Source organism: Lactobacillus sp. 23-2, assembly GCF_044902225.1.
Lineage (GTDB): Bacteria > Bacillota > Bacilli > Lactobacillales > Lactobacillaceae > Lactobacillus > Lactobacillus absianus.
In genome coordinates this window covers 64,731-86,299 of sequence record NZ_JAOQBX010000007.1, presented here as the reverse complement: position 1 = coordinate 86,299, position 21,569 = coordinate 64,731, and the positions used below count along the sequence as shown (strand labels likewise).

General features: G+C 53.1%; 20 protein-coding genes and 1 pseudogene. 4 read left to right on the top strand and 17 right to left on the bottom strand.

Features of this window, described 5'->3' with window-relative positions; genetic code table 11:
• Positions 1-48: 48 nt before the first annotated feature.
• A pseudogene (locus OCH80_RS04545) lies at positions 49-318 on the top strand (LysR family transcriptional regulator); the annotation flags it as partial.
• 43 nt (positions 319-361) lie between these two features.
• On the opposite strand, the gene OCH80_RS04540 reads toward OCH80_RS04545, so the two are convergent.
• Positions 362-2,011 carry a peptide ABC transporter substrate-binding protein gene (locus OCH80_RS04540; RefSeq protein WP_404538249.1) on the bottom strand — a complete coding sequence of 550 codons (1,650 nt, stop codon included), beginning with the start codon at positions 2,009-2,011 and terminating at the stop codon, positions 362-364.
• Between the two features lie 307 nt (positions 2,012-2,318).
• Positions 2,319-2,978: a nitroreductase gene (locus OCH80_RS04535; RefSeq protein WP_404538246.1), complete on the bottom strand. Its 660-nt coding sequence runs from the start codon at positions 2,976-2,978 to the stop codon at positions 2,319-2,321.
• 119 nt (positions 2,979-3,097) lie between these two features.
• Between OCH80_RS04535 and OCH80_RS04530 the strand changes: the two genes are divergently transcribed.
• Together OCH80_RS04530 and OCH80_RS04525 are read left to right on the top strand one after the other, a co-directional pair.
• Positions 3,098-3,253, top strand: a complete 156-nt coding sequence (locus tag OCH80_RS04530) for an SPJ_0845 family protein (RefSeq protein WP_404538243.1) — start codon at positions 3,098-3,100, stop codon at positions 3,251-3,253.
• Between the two features lie 165 nt (positions 3,254-3,418).
• Entirely contained in the window at positions 3,419-5,032 is a 1,614-nt protein-coding gene (locus tag OCH80_RS04525) for an Mbeg1-like protein (RefSeq protein WP_154546945.1), read from the top strand.
• An 87-nt stretch (positions 5,033-5,119) separates the two neighbouring features.
• Here the strand turns inward: OCH80_RS04525 and yihA are convergent, their stop codons facing one another.
• The 7 genes from yihA to rpsO form a co-directional block, all read right to left on the bottom strand.
• Complete coding sequence (gene yihA, locus OCH80_RS04520) at positions 5,120-5,716, bottom strand: ribosome biogenesis GTP-binding protein YihA/YsxC (RefSeq protein ID WP_404538238.1); 597 nt, start codon at positions 5,714-5,716, stop codon at positions 5,120-5,122.
• Entirely contained in the window at positions 5,706-6,959 is a 1,254-nt protein-coding gene (clpX, locus tag OCH80_RS04515; RefSeq protein ID WP_404538234.1) for an ATP-dependent Clp protease ATP-binding subunit ClpX, read from the bottom strand. Before clpX ends, yihA begins: the two co-directional genes overlap by 11 nt.
• Positions 6,960-7,118: 159 nt before the next feature.
• Positions 7,119-8,447 carry a trigger factor gene (tig, locus tag OCH80_RS04510; RefSeq protein WP_154546948.1) on the bottom strand — a complete coding sequence of 443 codons (1,329 nt, stop codon included), beginning with the start codon at positions 8,445-8,447 and terminating at the stop codon, positions 7,119-7,121.
• Positions 8,448-8,634: 187 nt separating this feature from the next.
• Entirely contained in the window at positions 8,635-9,825 is a 1,191-nt protein-coding gene (tuf, locus tag OCH80_RS04505) for an elongation factor Tu (protein WP_154546949.1), read from the bottom strand.
• Between the two features lie 171 nt (positions 9,826-9,996).
• On the bottom strand, positions 9,997-10,839 hold the full coding sequence (locus OCH80_RS04500; protein WP_404538229.1) for a tetratricopeptide repeat protein: 843 nt from the start codon (positions 10,837-10,839) through the stop codon (positions 9,997-9,999).
• 2 nt (positions 10,840-10,841) lie between these two features.
• A complete protein-coding gene (locus OCH80_RS04495; RefSeq protein WP_404538226.1) occupies positions 10,842-12,731 on the bottom strand; it encodes a ribonuclease J in 1,890 nt (629 codons plus the stop codon).
• Positions 12,732-12,988: 257 nt separating this feature from the next.
• Entirely contained in the window at positions 12,989-13,258 is a 270-nt protein-coding gene (rpsO, locus tag OCH80_RS04490) for a 30S ribosomal protein S15 (RefSeq protein ID WP_154546952.1), read from the bottom strand.
• A 232-nt stretch (positions 13,259-13,490) separates the two neighbouring features.
• On the opposite strand from rpsO, the gene rpsT reads away from it, so the two are divergent.
• Positions 13,491-13,742: a 30S ribosomal protein S20 gene (gene rpsT, locus OCH80_RS04485; RefSeq protein WP_154546953.1), complete on the top strand. Its 252-nt coding sequence runs from the start codon at positions 13,491-13,493 to the stop codon at positions 13,740-13,742.
• Positions 13,743-13,824: 82 nt separating this feature from the next.
• Here rpsT and holA read toward each other — a convergent pair whose 3' ends face one another.
• The 8 genes from holA to OCH80_RS04445 all read right to left on the bottom strand — a co-directional run bounded on the left by holA (position 13,825) and on the right by OCH80_RS04445 (position 21,532).
• On the bottom strand, positions 13,825-14,811 hold the full coding sequence (gene holA, locus OCH80_RS04480; RefSeq protein WP_302187218.1) for a DNA polymerase III subunit delta: 987 nt from the start codon (positions 14,809-14,811) through the stop codon (positions 13,825-13,827).
• A gap of 43 nt (positions 14,812-14,854) precedes the next feature.
• Positions 14,855-17,140 carry a DNA internalization-related competence protein ComEC/Rec2 gene (locus tag OCH80_RS04475; RefSeq protein ID WP_404538284.1) on the bottom strand — a complete coding sequence of 762 codons (2,286 nt, stop codon included), beginning with the start codon at positions 17,138-17,140 and terminating at the stop codon, positions 14,855-14,857.
• A gap of 31 nt (positions 17,141-17,171) precedes the next feature.
• On the bottom strand, positions 17,172-17,873 hold the full coding sequence (locus OCH80_RS04470) for a helix-hairpin-helix domain-containing protein (RefSeq protein ID WP_404538221.1): 702 nt from the start codon (positions 17,871-17,873) through the stop codon (positions 17,172-17,174).
• A gap of 128 nt (positions 17,874-18,001) precedes the next feature.
• The gene (locus tag OCH80_RS04465; RefSeq protein ID WP_404538218.1) at positions 18,002-19,048 is read right to left on the bottom strand and encodes a SepM family pheromone-processing serine protease; all 1,047 of its coding nucleotides are present in this window, start codon (positions 19,046-19,048) and stop codon (positions 18,002-18,004) included.
• A complete protein-coding gene (coaD, locus tag OCH80_RS04460) occupies positions 19,026-19,532 on the bottom strand; it encodes a pantetheine-phosphate adenylyltransferase (RefSeq protein ID WP_404538215.1) in 507 nt (168 codons plus the stop codon). Before coaD ends, OCH80_RS04465 begins: the two co-directional genes overlap by 23 nt.
• Positions 19,529-20,083 carry a 16S rRNA (guanine(966)-N(2))-methyltransferase RsmD gene (rsmD, locus tag OCH80_RS04455; protein ID WP_404538212.1) on the bottom strand — a complete coding sequence of 185 codons (555 nt, stop codon included), beginning with the start codon at positions 20,081-20,083 and terminating at the stop codon, positions 19,529-19,531. Before rsmD ends, coaD begins: the two co-directional genes overlap by 4 nt.
• Complete coding sequence (locus OCH80_RS04450; RefSeq protein ID WP_206987434.1) at positions 20,080-20,433, bottom strand: YlbG family protein; 354 nt, start codon at positions 20,431-20,433, stop codon at positions 20,080-20,082. Before OCH80_RS04450 ends, rsmD begins: the two co-directional genes overlap by 4 nt.
• Positions 20,408-21,532 carry an FtsW/RodA/SpoVE family cell cycle protein gene (locus tag OCH80_RS04445; protein ID WP_404538281.1) on the bottom strand — a complete coding sequence of 375 codons (1,125 nt, stop codon included), beginning with the start codon at positions 21,530-21,532 and terminating at the stop codon, positions 20,408-20,410. The genes OCH80_RS04450 and OCH80_RS04445 overlap by 26 nt, the downstream gene beginning before the upstream one ends.
• Positions 21,533-21,569 lie beyond the last annotated feature (37 nt).

Genomic DNA, 21,569 nt, shown 5'->3' with positions numbered 1-21,569 from the left:
TGATCTGCGCCCTTTTGCTTTTACACAAATATCTTGCCAGCAGGCATCCCCCACAAGAAAGAAATCAAGGTCAGCGACCGGGCCACGATCTTCAACCTCATTGTTGGCCTTAACAGCTACACCATCAGTTCCGGGATCATCTCCAGCAAGCTGAACGACGACAAGATCGTCGCGATCCCCCTGGACCTGGACGACCCGATTACTTTAGGCGTGGCCTGCCACCAGCATGCCCGCCTGAGCCACCTGGCACAAAGGTACCTGCAGCTGCTCAAGAATCATATTCACGGCTACGGCTTCAAGATCATCGGCGAAGACTAAAAAACAAGCACCGGCCTCGGTGCTTGTTTTTTGCTTGAACGCTTTACTTGATGTAAGCGTACTTGTAGCTCCACTGGGTCCCGGCATTGTTGTGAATGATGCCCTTGACCTTGCTCTTTTGCAGGTAGGCCGTGGTCTGCTGGTAGATCGGCGTGATGGCCTGCTCGCTGTTGACCAGGCGGGCCGCAGCCACCAGATCATTCCAGCGTTTTTGCGGGTCATTGGCGTCTTGGTTCAATGCCCGCTTGATCAGGGCGTCGTACTTGGCGCTGGTCCACTTGCCGTAGTTGTAGGAAGTGCCGCTTTCCATGATCTGCATGAAGGTCATCGGGTCGTTGAAGTCCCCGCCCCAGCCGGAAACGTAAACGTCAAAGTCGCCATCGCCGGCCTTGGCATAGGCATTTTTGCCGGGGATGCTGGAAACCTTGACGCTGATTCCCTTCAAGACCTTGGTCCATTGGGACTGGATATACTGGGTCAGTGCGTCGGCGTTGGTTGACTCGTTTGAAGCAAGCAGGGTAATCGTCAGCTTCTTGCTGCCCAGCGCCTTCAAGCCGGCCCGCCAGTGCTTTTCCGCCAGTTTTTCATCGTAGTCGACGGTATTAGCCACTTCCTGCTCGTCAGCGAAATCCCGCTTGCTTGCCGGATCGTAAGCCAGGCCTGAGGAAACGAAGCCCTTAGGCACGGTTGAGCCATCGCCAAAGACCTTGGTCGTCAAAGTCTTGCGGTCAAGGGCCAGGGACATGGCCAAGCGGATATTCTTGTTGCTGAGTGCCTTTTTGACCACCGGATTCTTGGCCTTGAAATTGTAGGCCAGAAAGGCTACGTAAGAATAACCGTAGGTTCTGTAGTCCTTGCTGGTCTTAAGCTGCTTGACCTGCTCGCTTGACAGGGGCGTCAAGTCCAGCTTGCCCTGCTGGTAGAGCTGGTAGCCGGTGTTAGTCGTCTTGACCACTTGGTAGTTGATCTTCTGCAGCTTGACGGCCTGCTTGTCCCAGTACTGTCCATTCTTGACAAACGACCAGCTGTCATTGGTCCCCTTCCAGCCAGTCATTTTGAACGGGCCGGAATAAAGCATGTACTTGGAGCTGGTCGCGTACTTCTTGCCAGTCTTCTTGATGAAGGCCTCGTTTTGCGGCCCAAAGAGCGGGTAAGCCATCAGGACCTTGAAGTAGGCGATTGGCTTGTCCAGCTTGACGATGACCGTGTCCTGGCCCTTGGCGGAAATGCCCAGCGAACTCGGACGCTTTTTGCCCGCAATGATCGCGTCCGCGTTCTTTATGCCTGAAAACAGGTAGGAATATGGGGACGCGGTCTTGGGATTGATCGTCCGGTGCCAGGAGTAGACAAAGTCCTGCGCCGTGATCTTTTCGCCGTTGGACCATTTGGCATTGGGACGGATTTTGAAGGTCCAGGTCTTCCCGTCCTTGGAGACTTGGCCTTCCTTTGCCAGGCCAGGTGCTGGCGTCCCCTTCTTGCCCAAGCGGTAGAAGCTTTCAAAGACATTCCCCGTCTGTCCATAGCCCGTGGCCTTGCTGATGTCGATAGTGTCCAGGGGGGCCGTAGCCGACAGGTTCAAGACCTGCTTGTCCCTACTGGTCTTTTGGGCCGCGCCATTCGTGCCGCAGGCAGCCAGCAACAGGGCCGCGCTGACGCTCAAGCCGGCGGCCGCCAATTTCTTAAACTTGCTCATGTTTTTTCCTCCATACTGACAAAAAAAGCAGCCGTCTCCAAAGTTGGAAACAGCTGCTCGTTCTCTGCCATTATTGATAATTTCGCTGATAGTGACCCTTGGTCAGCTACCTGCTTGGCAAATCCGCTTGAAAGGCTAAATCCAATTTCGGCATCACAAATGAGTCGTATGCGTGACACATACAACATGCTGACATAACTTGACAGTTTTGTGATGCAAACATTGACTTAGCTCCTTTCACCGATTTAGTTAAATCATACCGATCCGCTTACTAAAAGTCAACAGTTTTAGTTGACTTTTGTAACTTTTATTTTTTCAGGGTCAAGACCTGGTCAAGCGGGCAGCGGGGCGCGTCATAGCCATTGACGTAGTGGTCCTTTGGATAGCCCAGGCCAATCCCCATGGCAACCCATTGGTCGTCAGGGATGCCCATGACGGCGCGGACTTCATCCGGGTATTTGACGAATTCATAGGCCGGCATGGAGGATACCCCCAAGCCTTGGGCCGCCAGGGCCAAAGTCTGGCCAAAGGCCCCCAAGTCATAGATGGACCACTGGTTGGAGATCTTTGGCAAAGTCAGGTAGGCAATGGCCGGGGCATCAAAGAGCTGCTTTTGCAGGGTGACCCCTCTGAGTTCCTTGAGTTCTGGCGTGTTCAGGTATGCGGCCGTAGCCTCGTTGTGCTTGGCCATGTTGGCCTGCGGGAAGGGATCCCAGTCCGTGCGGTGGGTCGTTGGCCAGTCAGGCGCGGCTTCCTGGCCACTGGCAACATTGTCCAGGTGCCTTTGCCGCAGGGCCTTCAGGCTCTCCCCAGTCGCGAGATAGACCCGCCAAGGCTGGGAGTCAACCCAGGATGGAGCTCTTTGCGCCAAAGCGACGATTTCGCGCAAGGTTGCCTCTGGCACTTCCTTGTCCTTGTCAAACCAGCGGATGCTGCGGCGGTTCTTGATTGCTTCAATTGCGTCCATTGCTTGCCTCTTTCTTTTTCATGACGATGCTTACTTTTCGTTAATATAGCACAGAATTGGCTTTTCACGCAAAGAATCGCTATAATTGATTCAAAAGCTGACCAAAGGAGGAGAAACAGATGGGCTTGACCTTTAGAAACAACAATGACCTGGACCGCTTGTTCGACAAGTTTGCCAGCGTCCCTGACCCAAAGAAGACGCCAAAAGGCGCGGGCAAGGGCAAGGACGCCAAAGACGCCAAGAAAGACGATAAAGCCACGGACGAACACAAGTAAGCTGCCTGACCATCAACTGATGGTCTCTTTTTTTGCCATTTTTCGACCTCTAATTTTTTCTAAAGGCAGGTAAAAATTATGCGTTTTCATCCCCGCCAGCACTACATTTAGGCTAAAATAAAAATTAGAAGAAGCAATCGACTATGCGTTAGGAAGTGAGCGGCAATGGACAATGACAACAGCAACCTGCTGACCTATTTGGAATGGCGCGGCGACATCCCCCTGGACAAGTCGCCATTCAATGAGATCGACGCCTTGGTGCTGGCAATTTTTTCATATTTGAACTTAGAGGACTACATTCCGGCGGGGAAGAAATACGTTACTCTGGACAGTGCCGCCAAGAAATACTTCGCCAAAGAAGAGCATGAGCGCGACGCGTCCCAGTACCAGCAGCTCTTCCGCCTGATGTCGGAGGCTGACCGCTTCAAAAAGGCCAAGCTGTCGCACTTTAACACGACTTTGACCGACCAAAGCCAATTCAGCGCCGTCAAGGTGGTCCTGGAGGATGATACCCACTTCGTGGCTTTCCGCGGCACTGACGACACCCTGGTAGGCTGGAAGGAAGACTTTGAGATTTCCTTTAAGGAGACCAGGGCACAGACGATGAGCGTCAGGTACATGACCAAGATCCTGAACGAAGACAGCGCCCCATATATCTTGGGTGGCCACTCCAAGGGCGGCAACCTGGCCGAGTACGCGGCCATTCACCTGGCCAGCCAGTACCATGACCGGATCAAGGCCGTCTATACTTTTGACAGTCCTGGCCTGGCCGATGAAGTGTCCGGCGACTGCAACGGCGACTATCTCAAGCGGATTCTGCACCGCTATGTGCCAGACTACTCCATCATTGGCCGCCTGTTTGAGCCAAAGGACATTGAGCCTACGATCGTCTACTCAACCAACGGCAACCTGGCCCAGCACGACACCTACTCCTGGCAGATCAAGGGCCACCAGTTCGTGACCCGCAAGCGGCCCAACTCAGAGTCGCGGATCTACAACCAATTGATCAGCCAATGGATTGGCGAAGCCAAGCTGGACGAGCGTGAGGCCTTGACCAACGACCTGTTTGACGCCCTGGCGGCCAGTGGGTCAACCAAGATCAACCAGCTGGACAAGAACGGTTTTGGCGGCTTTGGGGCCATTCTTTTGTCAGTGGCCAACTCCTCCAGAAGAACCAAGTTCGTCCTGGGCAACCTGTTCAGCTCTATCTGGAGAATGATCAAGGACCAGCAGATCGGTTCGGCCCTCTTCTCCAGAGACAGCCTGACCGGCTGGCTCTTGGTCCTGGCCGGCATCATCAGCTTGACCGCGCCTAACTATGCCTTTAAAGCCTTCGGCGTTCTGGTAGCCGCCGGCGGGATCATGTTCAGCTTCAACCATATCCTGAAAGTTTCCGTCTCCGCCTTTAAGCCCCAGCAGAAGCGCTTTTTCATCATCACCTACCTGATCCTGTTCGCGGTCTCGGTCGCCCTTTTGTCCAACAACCAGCTGCTGATCTTCCTGGCCCACTACTTCCTGGGGATCTTCCTCCTCTTTTATGCCTACGGCCGCAGCCGGAAGATCATCCTCCACAAGGAGCATGGCATTTTCCGGATGATCATCACAGGGGCTGAAGCCTTGATTTCCTTTGCCCTGGGCATCGTGGTGATCATCAATCCGGAATACTTCAACCACCGGTCAATCATCATCATCGGCGCCCTTCTGATCGCCTATGGGGCCTTCAAGCTGCTTGGCGAGCTCTTCACCCACCGGCCAAAGATGCCAAAACGGCACCGGTAATCCGAAAGAAAAGACTAAAAAACTGTTGCGCTTGCCGCGCAACAGTTTTTTTGTTTTTATCTTTTTGACTGCTTAATATGCATCTGCCTAGTCTTCCTGCAGGCGATCGTCAATCCACTTGCCCAATTCATCCACGTGGAGCTTATCCACGGATGAAAAGTACAGGAAGTCGACATTGTCCAGCTTGCTCAGGCCCAAGGCCTTGTTAAAGGCGGAATAAGTCTTATTGAAGGCATTCTTCTTAACCTTGTCCATCTTAGTCGCCACTACCAGAATTGGCAGCTTCAGGTACTGGGCATAGTCAAACATCGCGATGTCATCATCAGTTGGGGCATGGCGGCCATCAATCAAGATGATTAAGCCCTTCAGGTAGGCCCGGGTTTCCAGGTAGTCCTGGATCATCTGGCCAAATTCTTCCCGCTGCTTCTTTGACACCTTGGCGTAGCCATAGCCTGGCACGTCGACTAGGTAAAAGTCGCCATTGACCTTGTAGAAATTCAAAGTCTGGGTCTTGCCCGGCGATGATGAGGTTCTGGCCAGGTTCTTCCGCTTCAGCAGGGTATTGATCAGACTGGACTTGCCAACATTGGAGCGGCCAGCCAAAGCGATCTCATCCAAGCCATCGGTTGGATACTGGCTCTCATAGACCGCGCTGGTCGTAAATTCGCTGCTTTTAACGATCATCGGCGGCCTCTTTCAATTCTCGGCGGACAATCTTTGGCTTGCCCATCCCGCTGATGGTTTCCGGCGTAATGATGACCTTGGCAATGTCCTTTTCGCTAGGCGTCTTGTACATGACGTCCATCAGAGAGTTTTCAATGATGGTCCGCAGGCCTCTAGCCCCCATCTTGCGCTCAATGGCCAGGTTGGCAATTTCCCGCACGGCGGCAGGTTCAAATTCCAGGTCAACCCCGTCAAGGGACAGAAGCTTCTGGTATTGCTTGACCAAGGCATTCTTTGGCTCAGTCAGAATCCGGACCAGGTCGTCCGCGTCCAGCCGGTCAAGGGTCGTGATGATTGGAATCCGGCCGATGAATTCCGGAATCAGCCCAAACTTGACCAAGTCGCCCGTCGTCAGGAACTGGTTCCAGTTGTCATCATCAACCTTGCCTGCCTCTTGCTCAGCACCAAAGCCGATCGTCTTCTTGCCCAAGCGGTTCTTGACGATCTGTTCGATCCCGTCAAAGGCCCCGCCGACGATGAAGAGAATGTTGGTCGTATCCATCCGGATCATTTCCTGCTGCGGGTGCTTGCGGCCGCCCTGCGGCGGAACGGAAGCGATCGTGCCTTCCAAGATCTTCAAAAGCGCCTGCTGCACGCCTTCCCCAGAAACGTCCCGGGTGATTGAGACATTCTCCGACTTCTTGGAGATCTTGTCGATTTCATCAATGTAGATAATCCCGCGCTGGGCTCTTTCCAAGTCGTAGTCAGCGTTTTGCAAGAGCTTGAGCAGAATGTTCTCCACGTCTTCACCCACATAGCCGGCTTCAGTCAAAGTCGTGGCATCCGCGATCGCGAATGGCACGTTCAAGATTCTGGCCAGAGTTTGGGCCAGGTAGGTCTTGCCTGAGCCAGTCGGCCCGATCAGGGCGATGTTGGACTTTTGCAATTCCGTTGAAGAGTCCACGTCCATTTGGCTGATGCGCTTGTAATGGTTGTAAACGGCCACGGACAGCACGCGCTTGGCTCTGTCTTGCCCGATCACGTATTGGTCAAGCTGCTGCTTGATTTCCATTGGCTTTGGCAGCTCCCGGGCTTCCTTGAGCGAATCCAGTCGCAATTCATCATCGATAATATGCTTGGCGAGGTCAACGTCCTCGTTGCAGATATACACGCCGTTGCCGGCGATCATCTTCTTAACTTGGCTGGCAGATTTCCCGCAGAATGAGCATCTCACTTCTTCTGGATCTGTAAACTTTGTAGCCATGTATTCCCTCCTCTATTTGCTAAAGACTAGATTAGCATAAAAGAGCCTTCATTGCCTAAATTAAGCATTAAAAAGGCTAAAAAGGTCCAAAGAAAAACCCCGCATGGCCCAGAGCCATTACGGGGTTCCAAATAAATTTAAGCTAGCAGCTTAAATTCATTAGTCTTCTGACTGTTCGTCATCGCTGCCTTCTTCAAGCTTAGCTTTAGCAACTTGCTTTGCGGAGTCAGTGATCAAGTCCATGGCCTTGCGAACGTTGATGTCGTGTGACAGCATTTCGTTGCTCAAAGTGTTGCGAACAACCTTTTCGTCCATGTTGTATTCGTGGGCCAATTCCTTGATTTCGTTGTCGATTTCTTCTTCAGAAGCAGTGAAGCCTTCAGCCTTAACGATTGCTTCAAGAACCAGGTTGGTCTTAACGCGTTCAGCAGCGTTGGCTGAAAGTTGCTTGCGCAGCTGGTCTTCAGTGGTATTGGTCAGCTTGAAGTAAGTAGCTGGGTCAATGCCTTGACGTTGCATGTCGCCCAAGTATTGGTTGAGTTGCGTGTCAACGTCTTCTTGGATCATGACGTCAGGAATTTCGTCTACAGTAGCGTTCTTAACGGCAGTAGTGATTGCTGCTTCTTGGATAGCGCGCTTAGCGGCTTCTTCCTTGTCAGCCTTCAGGTCAGCCTTGATCTTGTCCTTCAATTCGTCCAAGGTTTCAACTGAGTCGTCAACGTCCTTAGCGAATTCGTCGTCAAGTTCTGGCAATTGCTTTGACTTGACTTCGTGGATCTTGGTTTGGAAGTGAGCTTCCTTGCCAGCCAAATCCTTAGCGCCGTAGTCTTCTGGGAAGGTAACGACTACGTCTACTTCGTCGCCGGCTTCGTGGCCAACAAGTTGGTCTTCAAAGCCAGGAATGAAGGTTTGTGAGCCCAATTCCAGTGAGTAGTTTTGAGCTGAGCCGCCGTCAAATTCCTTGCCGTCTACAGTCCCAACGTAGTCGATCGTAACAGTATCGCCGTTTTCAGCCTTGCCGTTCTTCAAGACCATTTCAGCGTTTTGTTCTTGGCGCTTAGTCAGTTCAGCGTCGATGTCCTTTTGGTAGACACGGGTGTTTTGCTTTGGAACTTCGATTTCCTTGTATTGGCCAAGCTTGACTTCTGGTTCGACAGTCACAGTAGCCTTCATTTCCCAAGCCTTGCCTTTTTCCAATGAGATAGGGGCGATTTGCGGTTGGCCAACAGCCTTGATGCCAGCTTCTTTAACGGCTTCTGAGTAAGCCTTTGGCAAAGCAATGTTCAAAGCGTCTTCGTAAAGTGCTTCTTCACCGTAGTATTGGTCAAAGATTACGCGGGAAACGTGACCCTTACGGAAGCCAGGCACGCGCAGGTTCTTCTTGACGCGCTTGAAAGCTTGGTCCAAGCTCTTCTTTACTTCATCTTGAGAAATTTCGAAAGTAAGTTCACCAGTGGTCTTACCGGTGGTTTTCCAATTAGCAGACATTAATCAAATACCTCCAATGTCTATTTTGAGTTTGCTACTTTGCATACTTTAAATATATTACCTTAAAGACGGGCAAAAAACAATGAAAGTGCCTCAAAATAGCGAATATTTACAATAAAAAAGGCGTTCTTCAGAGAAGAACGTCTTTTTCTTACTGTTAGAACTAATAAATTATTGAACTAATCAATTAGTCGTCAATTTCAGTAACTTGGCCGGCACCAACAGTTCTACCACCTTCACGGATAGTGAACTTAGTACCAACTTCGATAGCGGCTGGCTTGATCAAAGTAACTGAGAATTCAGTGTTGTCACCAGGCATAACCATTTCAGTACCTTCTGGCAATTCGATTTCACCAGTGATGTCAGTGGTGTGGAAGTAGAATTGTGGACGGTAGTCTGAGAAGAATGGAGTGTGACGGCCACCTTCGTCCTTGCTCAAGATGTAGACTTGACCCTTGAAAGTTTCGTGAGTCTTGATTGAGCCTGGAGCTGCCAGAACTTGACCACGAACAACTTGGTCACGGTCGATACCACGCAGCAATACACCAACGTTGTCGCCGGCTTCACCCAAGTCAAGAGTCTTGTGGAACATTTCCAAACCAGTTACAACTGACTTAAGAACCTTTTCTACCAAACCAACGATTTCAACTTCGTCGCCGACCTTAACAGTACCACGGTCGATACGGCCTGAAGCAACAGTACCACGACCAGTGATAGTGAAGACGTCTTCAACTGGCATCAAGAATGGCTTGTCAGTGTCACGTTCTGGAGTTGGGATGTATTCGTCAACAACGTCCATCAATTCTTCGATCTTCTTTTGAGCTTCTTCATCGCCTTCAAGGGCCTTCAAAGCTGAACCACGAACAACAGGAACGTCGTCACCAGGGTAACCGTATTCTGAAAGCAAGTCTCTTACTTCCATTTCAACCAGGTCGATCAATTCTGGGTCGTCAACAAGGTCGCACTTGTTCAAGAAGACAACGATGTATTTAACACCAACCTGACGAGCCAACAAAATGTGTTCACGAGTTTGTGGCATAGGACCGTCAGTTGCGGCAACAACCAAGATGGCACCATCCATTTGAGCCGCACCAGTGATCATGTTCTTGATGTAGTCGGCGTGGCCTGGGGCGTCCATGTGGGCGTAGTGGCGCTTTTCAGTTTCGTATTCAACGTGGGCAGTGTTGATAGTGATACCACGTTCCTTTTCTTCTGGAGCAGCGTCGATTTGTGAGTAATCTTCAGCTTGTGCCAAACCCTTCTTAGCCAACACAGTAGTGATAGCTGCGGTTAAAGTAGTCTTACCGTGGTCAACGTGGCCAATAGTACCAATGTTAACGTGTGGCTTAGTTCTAACGTAATGTTCTTTTTCTGCCATTAAAATGACCCTCCTGAAATTTTACAAGAAGTCCGTTGAGACAAAACTAACGGATGATTCTCTGTTGAATATTGTACTACTTTCATCAGAGATACGCTAGTATGAAATGCGCATCTCCTTTGAAAATGTCCAAAAATGATTATACTAAATGCACCCTAAATGTAAAGTAATTTACTCAAAACTGGCCGCATTTTTTTGATAGATCCGGTCAAGCAGGTCCTGATACTCAAATCCGCCCTGCTTTTGCAAGTAGCTCAGCAAGGCTTTGGCAAATGAATCCGGATTGGATACATAGTCTGCAATAAACGGATACAGAGATCCCAGCGCCAGGTTGGCTTCATTCAAGTATAGTGGCAATTCGCTGGGCCGGCGGCGCAGCTTGTCCGCCACTGAGCCGATTGCCTCCCGGTAGACTGGGTCTTGCCGCAAGAGGCTGGCCGTGCTTGGCAGGAAGGACTTGACCTCGCCCAAGGTCAAGACGCTGATTTTCTGGTCAATTCCCAGCTTGACCAGATCCTCGCAAAGCGCAAGGCGCAAGGCAAAGCCCTGGCTTGGATCAAGCAGCAGGCTTTGGACAAAGGGCAGGTAGCTGGGCAAATCCAATTTGAAAAGGCTTTGATAGTAGACGTTGGTGACGACCGCGGCTTTGCGGAAATTCTGCATGATCTCTTGCTGCTGGGCCAAGCTGGCCGCTTCAACCGGAATTTCCACCTGGCCGCCGGTGAGGTGCTTGACCTGCAAGGCTTCAATCAAATAGTGATTGGCCTTTAGCGTCTGCTGGTATTCTTCAAACAAGGCCTGGTCAGAAAAAAGATCAGGCGCCGTCTTTAAAACGGCATATGCCTGATCTTCTTGTCCGTTAAGGCGATAGACTTTCGCCAATTCAGCCCCTACGGCATTGTCAAAGCCAGAGCGCAGGGCCTCTTCTAGATTGGCAATGGCCCCTTCGCTGTCGCCTTTGGCTTCACAAGTCCGGGCTAAAGCCAGCAGGTTCGCTTGACTAATGCTTGTCATCCTTATTCCTTGCCTGCCTTCTGTCCTTGGGGCTTGCCGGTCTTCTTGGCGCTTCTGGGCTTTTGGCCAGGCTTGCCTTTGCCGTTTTTCGGAGCCTTCTTGTTTTGGGCGTGCTTTTTAGCAGCCTTGCCGGTCTTCTTGGCCCCCTTCTTGCTTTGGGGCTTGCCTGCCTCTTCGCCCTTCTTTTGGTCTTCAGTCCGCTTTTGCATCGCGCGGTGGCGGTTCTGGTTGACTTCCATTACGACTGGCAGAACGACTGGGTGCCGGTTGGTCTGCTTGTAGAGGAACTTCTCCAGGTTGTTGCGGATATCCTGCTTGAGCTCAGACCAGTCAAACTTCTTGTGTTCAAAGTTGGCTTGGATGGCGTCCTTGATGACCTGAATTGAGTCTTCCATCAGCTTGTGGTTGGCCTTGATGTAGACAAAGCCCCGGCTGGTGACTTGCGGCTCGGCAATGATCTTCTTCTTCTTGCGGTCAATCGTCACCACGGCAATGAAGATCCCGTCATCTGACAAGACTTCCCGGTCGCGCAGGACGATATTGCCGACGTCGCCGACGCCGGAGCCATCGATCATGGTGTCTTCGCCTGGCACGGCAGCATCACGGACCAAGCGGTCACGCTTTTCATCATAGGCCAGGCAGTCGCCGTTTTGGGTGATGAAGACGTTGTCAGCCGGCATGCCGGTTTCCTCGGCCAAATCCTTGACCTTTTCCAGCAGCCGGTAGTCGCCGATGACTGGAATCAGGAACTTCGGCTTGAGCAGGTCGATCATGGTCTGGATGTCGCGGCCAGTAGCATGGCCGCTGGTGTGCATGTTGCGGCCCAGTTCAATGACCGTGCCGCCAGCCCGGTAAACCATGTCGCTGGTAACGGCAACCGTGGTTTCCACGGCATGGGACGGGGTAGTCGCGATGAAGACCAGGTCGCCTGAGTGGATCTTGATCATCCGGTGGCGGTTGTTGGCCATCTTCTGCAAGGAGTGGAGCGGCTCGCCCATGCGGCCGGTTTCCAGAATGACCGTCTTCTCTTCAGGCACGTCCTTGAGCTCCTTGACCTTCATCAGCAAGCCGTCTGGCACTTCCAGGTAGCCCAGCTTCATGGCCGTGTGCACGATTTTGGCCACGTCCCGGCCAGTCAGCAGAACCCGGCGGCCAGTCGCGGCCGCGGCGCTGATGACCTGCTGCACTCGGTTGAGGTTGGATGCCTTGGCGGCAACGATGATTCTGCCGCTGGCATTGCGGAAGACGTTGGTAATGTAAGTGCCGACTTCATTCTCACTGGCATTTGGGAAGTTGGCTTCCGCGTTTGAAGAGTCGCTCAGCAGGGCTAAAACGCCGCCCTCTTGGATTTCAGCCAAGCGACCCATGTCGGTCCGGTAGTCCGGCCGGGCTGATGGATCGAACTTGAAGTCGCCAGTATAGACGACCTCGCCCATTGGCGTGTGGACTACGACCCCCAGTGAGTCAGGCACTGAGTGGGTCGTGTGGAAGAAGGAAACGGACGCGTTTTTGAAGTCAATTTCCGTGTCGGCATCGATCACGTTGAACAAGTCATTGTTTCTGTGCTTGTTTTCTCTTTGAACGTCAATCTTGGCCAGCTCGATGGTCAGCTTGGACCCGAAGACCGGGATGTCCCAGTTGCGCAAGATATACGGCAAGGCGCCGATTGAGTCGGCATGCCCGTGGGTCAGGAAGATCCCCGCCACCTGGTCGCCGTATTGCTTAAAGAATTCCATGTCTGGAATCACGACGTCGATCCCGAACAAGGAGCTGTCAGGGTACTTCAGCCCTGCATCAAGCACGAAGATCTCGTCCTTAACTTGCACGGCGAACATATCCTTGCCCTGTTCGCGCACGCCACTTAATATCATGATTTTTAGTTGGTCTGACATGACTCTCCCCTTTTCTCGCAAAATAAATAGCTTAATTGCATTACTGTCTTTAAAAATATGGATCTAAAGCGATCACAACGTTTTGAATCTTATTAATTTTATCATAAACATCATGTCCGCGGTAGTCGAGAGGCCCTGGCAAAAAATTAGCCAGCTAAAAGCAGCAACGAAGAAAGGCAGACAGAAAAAACAAAAGAAAAAGCCAAAAATAAAAGAGGCCGGGAAAACCCAGCCTCTTAACGCGATCTTCGTCAGAATTAACGACGCAGACCCAAGCGAGCGATCAATGCGCGGTAGCGTTCCAAGTCGTTTTCTTGCAGGTAACGAAGCAAGTTACGACGGTGACCGATCTTCTTCAACAGACCAACGTATGAGTGGTGGTCGTGTGAGTGTTGACGCATGTGTTCAGTCAAGTTGTTGATGTCTTCAGTCAAAACAGCAACTTGTACTTCTACTGAGCCAGTGTCGCCTTCGTGGGTTGCGTATTCCTTGATGATTTCGTTCTTTCTTTCTTTTGAAACAGCCATTCTGTTTGCACCTTTCTGATTAAAAATTGCCCATTAACAGCGTCCGCCGTCAGGTGGAGCGAGCAGACAACGTTAGGGGTTCATAACAGACTTAATGATACCTGTTTTTCGAAAAAAAGCAAGCCAAATCTGCCGATTGCTTTTAAAAAAAGCAAAATTTGACCTTGCATAACCCTCTGGCTTTAAGTATAATAATTGAGTGAATTTTAAACAATTATTGGAGGTGAATCTAATGCCACAAATCAAATCTGCTATCAAGCGTGTTAAGACCCAAGCTGCTGCTAACAAGCGCAACGCCGCTCAATTGAGCGAAATGAGAACTGCTGTCAAGAAGTTCAAGGCTGCTTCAGCTGCTGGCGCAGACAACGCCTCCGAATTACACCTTGCTGCTGTTCGTGAATTGGACAAGGCTGCTTCAAAGGGCTTGATCCACAAGAACAAGGCTAACCGTGACAAGAGTCGTTTGGCTAAGCTTGCTAAGTAATCAATAGCAACGAAATCAAGAAAGGACGAGAAACGCAATGTTTCCCGTCCTTTTTATTTTTCCTTTTTTGTTTTTCTGTCCTTCAACAAGACAGGATGAAGACCTCCAAGACCTTGGCATCCCGGTAGGTCCCATTCTTGTACTTGTAGTCCAGGTCGATCAATCGGCCCAGCATTCGCTCCAGCTGCTTGACCCCAATGCGGGTCCGCAGGGCCGTCTTGACCCGGTACGGGTGGGCGCCCAGCTCCTTGACGATCTCGCTTTCGCTTCTGCGCCGCTGGCTCAAGACCTTGACGCAGGTCAAAAATTCAACTTGGCTGATGAAGACGGCCACCAGCTGGACCGGGTAGGTCCCTTCTCTAAGCTGCGCCTGCAGGCGGTCGCTGGCTTCCTGGTAGTTGTGGGCCAAAGCCGCCTCCAGGATGGCAAAGACGTTCTGGGCCAGGCTCATGTCAACGTTCCGGTCAACCAATTCCTTTGAGATGGTCTTCGAGTTGCTGATGGCCTTCAGCTTGTTGTAGTTGCCCAAGGCCGCGTCGACAACCTGGTCGCTGCGCTCAAGGAGCAGGTCAAGGGCTGGCCGGTCGATGCGGTAGCCTTCCGCCGCGATCAGAGCCTGCATGAACTTGCCGCTTTCATAGGACTTGACGGCCGTCTTGACCGTGTTCAGCCCCTTTTCCACGCTCTTGGTGAGCTTCTTGCGCCGGTCCAGCTTCTCATAGCTGGCCACGATGACCACAATATCGTCAATCTGGTCGACATGGTCAAAAATTGCCTGCAGCTGGTCAGCCTGCTTTTTGTACTTGGCTGGCATTTTCCCAGTCAAAAAAATTGGGTTCTTGATCAAGACCAGTTTCTGGGCAGCAAACAGGCTGGCTTCCGCCAAATCGGCCACCAGATCATCCAGCGAGTCCGCCTCACAGTCGACCGTCACCTTTTCCAAGCCGTCAAAACGCGGGTTGCTGACGTAGTCGCGGGCCAAGTAGTCGTTCAAAAAAGCATCCGGCCCCTGCAAGAGGACGTTGGGATTATTGGGCTGGCTGTTGGAAAATAGTGACAATAGACTCATGACTGGACTCCGTTTCTCTAAGCTAACCTTTACTTTATCATATTTACGGATCAGCCGGCAGTCTGCCGCGCAGAAAGGAAGCAAAATATGGCTTAATGCCTAATCCATAGTACCAGCTGATCATCCCGCAGTCCTGGGTTGAATAATAGGGGATGCCCAGCTGGCGCAAAACAGCCAGGGTTTCCGGCTTAGGGTGGTGGTAGCGGTTGTTGCGGCCAGCGGAAATAAAGACCAGCTGGGGATTGATCCTTTGCAGGAAGTCCGGAGCTGACGACGTGTCGCTGCCATGGTGGCCCAGCTTGAAGTAGTCGACTTTTAAATTGGGCATCCGCTCCAGAATCTGCCGCTCCCCGGCCTGGTCCAAGTCGCCCGTAAAAGCCCAGGTCTTGCCGGCCAAGCCGCAGGCCAGGGACAGGGAGTCCTTGTTTTCGCCTGGTCCCCCTGCCAAGGGATGCAGGACCAGAAAGTCGATTCCGTGCCCGCCCTGATCCAAGACCCGCATTCCGGCCTGCAGCTCCACCAGCTTGGTCTGCTTGATCCTCCCGGCCAGGCGTTTTTGAAAGCCGGGATTCTCCAGCAGGCCCTTGCCAAAATACAGACGGTCAACCTGGATCTCACTCAATAGCGGCCCCAGATCACCGACATGGTCGGCATCCTGGTGGCTGACGAAGACGGCATCGATCTTGCTGATGCCCTGTGATTTCAAAAAAGGCAGGGTAATCGACTCAATCTGGGGCTTTGGCTTTGGCCGCTTTTGGCCGCCAAAAGCCACTTTCCCGCCCGTGTCGATCAAGTAGACCTTGCGCAAAAGCGGCGTTGTCAGCAGAATGCTGTCCCCCTGCCCCACGTCGATAAAGGTCACCTGCCCTTTCAAAGGAAAGTGAATCCCCAGGTACAAGAGCAAATAGCAGCTGCCCAGGACATATGTCAGGCGCTTAGCCAGCTGACCGCGAGCGGTCAGCTTTTTCTTTGCCCTTGTCTGACCTTTCTCTCTTGGCGCTTTTGAAAGTAAGGCCAAGATGGCGGCCGTCAGCGTGAAAAGTCCCGCCAGCTGCAAGGCCGTAATCTGGCCAAAAATGAGCCGGCCGATCCCCAGCTGGGAAATCTGCCCCAGCAAGCCCTCAAGCAGCTCCAAGATGCTTTCAAAGATCCGCAGGATTCCTGGAAAAGGCCGCAAAAGCAAACTGGCCAAGCTGACCGGCATGACCACCCAGTTGAAGTAGGGCACCACCAGGAAATTGTAAAAAATCGTGCAGATATTGATCTGGTAAAAATTCTTGAGCAGAAAAGGGGTTAGCAGAAGGTTTAACCAGCAGGACTGGGCCAGCTTAGGCATCCCCGGCGTCAGCACCAAGCCCATAGCCAGGACATAGCTTAAGACAGCCCCCGTCGACAGCAGGAGTCTGGGACTGACGAGCAGGTGGAGCAGGAAAGTCAGCCCCAGCACGTCCGCCCCGGTCACCTGGACCTTTTTCAAGGAAAAAGCCTGCCGCAGGCCATAGGTCAGGCTGGCCCGGATGAAGCCCGGCTGCCAGCCGCTTAAAAAGATCTCAAAAGCCAGAAAGAGCATGCAGACGGCAAAAGTCTCCTCTTCCGTCAGCCGGCCCCAGGCACAGGCCAGCGACAGGGCCATGACGTAAATCCCCACGTGCATCCCTGAGATGCTCAAAATGTGAATCACGCCCAGGTCCCGGTAGTTGTTCATGTTGACCGCGTTTTCCTGGCTGGGATTTTGGGCCAGCAGGAGCTCGCTGGCAAAAAAGGCCAAAAGGCGCGGCAAGGCCGCCAGGCGGCTGGCGATTTTTCGGCGCAGGCCGTGCAAACGGGCGACTGGCGAATTTTTCGTCCCTTCCAGGACCGCGCCCGTGAACTTCAGCCGCTGGCTGATGCCTTTAGCCGCGTAATAGGTCCGGTAGTCAAACTGCCCCTGGTTGGTCGCCGGCTCAAGTTCGCTGATCTCGCCCTCTCCAGGACCAAGCAGCACGGTCTGCCCGGACATGACCAATCCCTCCAGCTGCTCGTCGGCCTTGCCAAAAACCACCAGCTTGCGGTCTTTTAAATGCCCAATGCCGGTCAGGCAGCCATCCTTGACTTGAACTTCATCGGGATAAAGGAGGACCGTCTCTGGAGCATGGGTCAGCAGAGCGGGCTTTCTCAAGCCAAAAAGCACAGCCAAGCCAATTATGGCCATAAGTGCAGTCGCCAAAGCGCGCAGACTGGAATACTTGTGCCAAAGCAGGCCGGCAAAATAGGCCGCAAACAAGCCCGCAGCCAGGCGGCTGGGCAGCTGGGGCAAGCAGATGCAGGCCGCCAGGGAAGCCGCGCACAGCGCGCATAAGCAGAAAAAGCCCGCCTCCAGGCTAGACCGTAATTTGGTCCTTGAGCGCGTCGAAAGTCTTGTCGCCAATGCCTGACACTTCCTTTAATTCGTCAATAGATTTAAAGCCCCCTTTTTGCTCCCGGTAGGCAATAATCTGTTCGGCCTTCTTTTCCCCGATCCCATTCAATTTTTGCAAGTCAGCAGCCGTGGCCGTATTCAGGTTGACCTTGCCGGCCGCGTTGGACGCGGCTGGGCTGGATGAGCTGGAAGAGCTGGAAGAGCTGGACGCAACTGCATTGCTGGCCATCCCCGCCGTTGGGGCTGCCGCGGTCTTTTCCCCCTTATAGGGGATGTAGACCTTGTCTTGGTCTTGCAGAAGCAGGCTGCGGTTGATGGCCTTGATCTGGGCCCGGGAAGTCAAGCCGCCCGCCGCGTCAATCAGGTCCTGCAGCCTGGAGCCGCTTTTCAGGGTATAGACCCCCTCTTCCTTGACTGCCCCGGAAATATCGCAGACGACTTTGCTGCTGGCTGCGCTTGACGCGCTGGAGGCACCCGTCTGGCGGCTGGCCGCTGACTGACTGCTGGACTGCAGCTTTGTCTGGCTCAGGAGCGCTGAATTGTCGGCTGGCTGCGGCTTTTGCTGCCAGTAAAAGAAGGCTCCCGCGGCCAAAGCCACGGCCACGACGTAGACCTTCTTGTCCAGGAGCCAATCTTTGATCTGATCTGGATTGATTTTTTTCATTTTTATCACCTCACTTACTAATACGCATTTTCACCCCCTTTTTACCGAAAAAATTTCAAAAAATTTTGCCAAGAAAAAAGCTGAAGAGCGCTTGCTCTTCAGCTAATTGAATTTGGCTTAATCCGGCCTTATTTGTAGTGCTGCTCCAAGTAGTGCAGCGCGTCTTCAAAATCAGCGACTGGAACGATCTTCATCTTGGTCCCCAGCTTCTTGGCCGTCCGCTTGGCTACGGCGTAGTTGGTCTGGGACTTCTTGACCCCGCCAGTCCGGTCGGTTGGGGCAAAGAAGACCTCTGCCCCCTCCTTGTCGGCCGCCACGACCTTTTTGTCCACGCCGCCGATAATGCCAACCTTGCCTTGGGCGTCAATCGTCCCCGTCCCGGCCACCTTGTGGCCCTTGGCCAGGTTCTTGCCCGTAAAGTTCTGGTAGCAGCCCAGGCTGAACATCAATCCGGCTGACGGGCCGCCGATGTCACCGACTTCAATCGTGGTCTTCGGGCTGGTTTCCACCTTCACCCGCTCCACCATGGAAATCCCGATCCCCGGCTTGCCGGTCCCCTTGACCTTGACGATCTTACCGGAAAAACGCTTCTTTTGCCCGGAGCGCAAAACCGTGATCGTGACCTTGTCGCCGATCCGCTGTTTTTGCAAATAGCTCATGAAGCCCTTGGTTGACTGGAACTTGTGTCCATTGGCCGCGACAATGGTGTCGCCCATGAGCAGCTTGCCCTTAAAGGACGAGCGCTTCTGGACCGCCATTACGTAGACCCCCTGGTACTTCAGCTTGGCCTGCTTATGGGCCGCCTTGGCCGCGTAATAGATGGCATTCTGCTGGCTGGTCTGCATGTACCATTCCTGCAGCTGCTCGTATTGGTCGCTGCTGGTGCCGCCCGTTGCCTCATCCCAGGTCAACCGCTCTTCATAAGGCTGGGTAAAGGACCAGAGATAGTCAGCCAGGACCGCCCGCCGCTCGCTGACGGTCACCAGATACAGGTTCTTCTGGCTTTTCACCCCGCTGGTCTTGATGTAGTCGCCCACCGGCAAGGCAGCCCCGGGCGCCTCAATCACATACTTGGTTGGCAAGAGGGCCACCACCAGCAGGACCACGATGGCAGCAGCCCCCAGGAAGAGCTTTTTGGCCCGCTTGGCGAACTTATTCTTGTTCTTGATCTTCATTCTTCAGCCTCTTTTCCAGGGCCGCCGCGGCCTTTTTGGGCAAAAACTGGTCAACCCGGCCCCCATAGCGGGCCACTTCTTTGACCATGCTGGAGGCAACGGCCGCGTTTTCCGGCTTGGCCAAAAACAAGACCGTTGGCAGGTCAGGCGCCAATTTGCCGTTTACCCCGGCAATCTGCTGCTCGTACAAGAAGTCGGCGCTATTGCGGACTCCCCGCACCAAGACGTCAGCCCCCAGCTCCCGGGCCAAGTCCACCGTCAATTGGGCTGGCCGGGCTAAGACCGTAACGTTGGTCAAGCCAGCTTCAGCCACCGCAGCTTGCAAAAAATCCGCCCGCTCCGCCGGCGTGAACAGCTGCTGCTTGCTCGTATTGGTCATCACGACCACATACAGGTGGTCAAAGGCTCTGGCCGCCTGCACGACCGTATCCATGTGTCCCTTGGTTACCGGATCAAAGCTTCCGGGAAAAAGCGCGTTCGTCATTCTGCTGCCTTTCGATAGAATCTCACTAAAGTCTTGCCCAGATGGTGCTCTTTCAGCAGGTCAAAGCCCGCGATGGCCGGCAAGTCGGTCTGGTCGTCAGTCTCGGCCACGACCAGCGCGCCGTCATTGAGCAAGTCCAGCTGCTTCATGACCGTCATATCCTTGACCATCTGCTGCTTGGCATATGGCGGGTCCAAAAAGACCAGGTCGAACTTGCGGCCCTTTTGGGCCAGGACTTTCAAGGCTACCTTGGCCGGCATGTTGGTCACGTCAAAGCGGTCCGCTTCCTTGGTCAAGGCCACGTTCTTTTTGATGATGGCCACTGCAGCCCGGCTGACGTCGTTTAAGACGGCATGGTCACACCCCCGCGACACGGCCTCAATCCCCAGGGCGCCAGAGCCGCCATACAGGTCCAGAACTTGGCCGCCAGCAAAGAACTGGCCCAGCGAATTGAACAAGGATTCCTTGACCTTGTCGCTGGTTGGCCGGGTCTTCTGGCTCTTCAAAGTAAACAGGTTGCGCTTGGCATATTTGCCGGAAATGATTCTCACTTGATCCAGTCCTCGCTTCTTTCGCCATTGTTGGCCGCGGCCAGTTTGGCTTCGGCCTCCTTGGCCATTTCAGTCAGCTGCTTTTCCGTGTCTTCGTTGTCCAGCTTGAGCTCGTCAGCCGCGGACAGGTCCACGCCCTTGACGAAGCTGAGCGCGCGCAGGCGGACAGCGGTCTCTTCTGCCTCACTGGCATTGACGTACATCACCAGGTAGTGCAGCTTTTTGGAAAAATAAACGATGTCCCCATAGCGGCGCAATTTGAATTGATCGTTGCTGGCATTGCGCAGATAGACGATCAGGCTCGTGCGCTGGGTGATGTCTTGCTCAGACAGTTCTTGGTTTACGCTCATTGCTATGCTTCCTTGCTTTTAATTTGTCGTCTTCAGCGACCACGTTCATGACCAGGCCGATGCTGGCCGATAAGACGAAGAGGGAGGACCCGCCGTAGGAAATAAAGGGCAGGGTCACCCCGGTAATCGGCATCAAGCCCAAAACGGCTCCGACGTTGAACAGGATCTGGAAGAACATGATGGCCGAAACCCCGAAGCAGACCAAAGACGTGTACTGGGAACCAGCATTGACGCCGTTTTCCATAATCTGAATCAGGAGATAGAACAGCAGGCCCAGAACCAGGAGAGCCCCAATTGAGCCGACTTCTTCGGCAATGATTGACAAAATGAAGTCAGTGTAAGGCTCTGGCAGGTAGCCCCGCTTTTGAATGGAATTGCCGATCCCGACCCCAAAGAGGCCGCCATTGTGGATGGCGTAGTAGGAGTTGACCAGCTGGGCCCCTTCATTGGCTGCCGTCTTGAATGGGTTCAAAAAGGCGATAAAACGCTTGAAGACGTAGACGTGCTGCAAAAAGTCCGGATTCCATTTGACGATGAGGAAAAAGCCCCCGACCACCAAGACGGCGATGCCAAACAGGCTCAGCAGGGCGTAGCCTGATGGAATCCCGGAAACGGAGTACATGATCGCGACCAGGAAAAACAGAATCGCGGTCCCGCCGAAGTCTGGCTCAATCACGACCAGGAACATCATGAACCCGGCGATGATCGCCGGCGGCAGCAGCCGCTCCATGATGTGCCCGGGAACCAGGTGCCCGTCGGCCTTGGCCAGCATTTCAGCCAGATACAGGATCAAGGCCAGCTTGGCTAGTTCCAGCGGCTGCACGTTGACTACGCCCAGGTTGATCCAGCCCCTGGCCCCGTTGACCGCCTGGCCAAAGACGCGGACATAGACTAGCAGCCCCGTGGTCAGCGCAATCAGCAGAAACAGGTTCCGCCCGTTCTGCAGCCAGTCCAATTTGATGGAATATAAGCCCAGGCAGATGAAGACGCCAATGATTGCATACGCCAGCTGCTTCATTCCGTAATAGGCAGCCGGCCGGCCGCTGATCATCAGTATTTCTGAACTGGCGGAGTAGACGGCAACCACCCCCATCGTCATCAGAATGATGTATGGCAGAAAGATGCGGTAGTTGATG